The sequence below is a fragment of the Elstera litoralis genome (genome assembly GCF_000963705.1).
GTDB classification, from domain to species: domain Bacteria; phylum Pseudomonadota; class Alphaproteobacteria; order Elsterales; family Elsteraceae; genus Elstera; species Elstera litoralis.
This window is the reverse complement of the sequence record NZ_LAJY01000546.1, coordinates 1-1,255: the sequence shown is the minus strand read 5'-3', so window position 1 is coordinate 1,255 and position 1,255 is coordinate 1. Positions and strand designations below refer to the sequence as shown.

The 1,255-nt window shown below is 59.0% G+C and carries 2 protein-coding genes; both read left to right on the top strand.

What is annotated here, in order from left to right:
* The coding region (locus VZ95_RS17235; RefSeq protein ID WP_045776955.1) for a calcium-binding protein at positions 1–914 on the top strand (914 nt) is incomplete at its 5' end.
* Positions 915–1,040: 126 nt separating this feature from the next.
* Positions 1,041–1,255, top strand: a 215-nt coding sequence (locus tag VZ95_RS17230) for a DUF4160 domain-containing protein (protein ID WP_045776954.1), incomplete at its 3' end; no start/stop codon positions are given.

The window sequence follows — 1,255 nt, the reverse complement described above, 5'->3', positions numbered from 1 at the left end:
CCGCTGCTCTCAACCACACCTTCAATGCCTCGGCCTTCACGGGTAACCTGACGTATACCGATGGTACGCTGACGGGTAACACGACGCTGGTTTCCGGTGGCACGGGTGCGGATGTGTTCACGTTCACGGCAGCTTCCGGTTCGACCGGCGGCCTGACCAACGTTGATACCATCAACGGCGGTGCCGGTTCGGATACGATCAACGCAGTTGCTACGGCAGCTTCGGCTTTCGATAACGTGACCAACGTTGAAAGCATCGTTCTGACGGGTGCAGCTTCGGCCATCACCACGGTGGAAGCTCTGGTTGCTGCCAGCACGACGCTCACAGTGACGGCAGCTTCGGCTACCGGCGCTCTGACCTTCAACGGTGCGGCAGAAACCGATGGCGGTCGCTTCAATGTGACCGGTTCGGCCCAGGCCGATGCCCTCACGGGCGGTTCGGCCAGCGACACACTGTCGGGCGGCGCGGGTGCAGATACCCTCGTCGGCGGTATTGGTGGCGATGTTCTCACCGGCGGTGCTGGTGCTGATATGTTCACCTACACCACGCAGGCTGCGACGATCTCGACCGTGACGAACTTCGACGTCATCTCTGACTTCGTCTTCTCCGATGGCGATAAGATCGACGTTGCCGCTACCGGCGCTGTTTATCAGGCTGGCACCATCTCCGGTGCAACCCTGACGATTGCTGTCAGCGCCGCGATTACCGCTGCAACGACCGCTGCTGGTACCAACTTCGATGCCGCTGGCGACATCGTGTTCTTCACGTACTCCGGTTCGGTCTACGGCGTTATCAACAGCAACGCCGATGCGGTGTTGTCTGCTAACGACACGGTCCTTCAGTTCGCAAGCATCGTCGGTAACACCGGCTTCAGCACGGTTGGCTCGCTGACCGTTGCCGACTACGCCGTCTAATCCCCCGGCCTTCGGGCCAAAGGGTTAGCGTCTAAAAGAGCCGCCCCAGGGGAAACCCTGGGGCGGTTTCTTTATGGCGGCGGCGGGCTGTGCTAGCCTGTTCGGACGTGGGGAGGGAGAGGGACAATGCCGACGATTAGTATGTTCTATGGAATGCTTATTTTGATGTTCTACCGCGATAACCGGCAGCATAACTTGCCGCATATTCATGTGCGGTATCAGGGGAGCGAGGCGGTTGTGAGTATCCCGGACGGTCAGTTCCTTCAGGGAAATTTACCCCCGAAGCAAACCAAACTTCTTCTTGCTTGGATTGCGCTCCACGAAGAGGAGCTTATGATCGA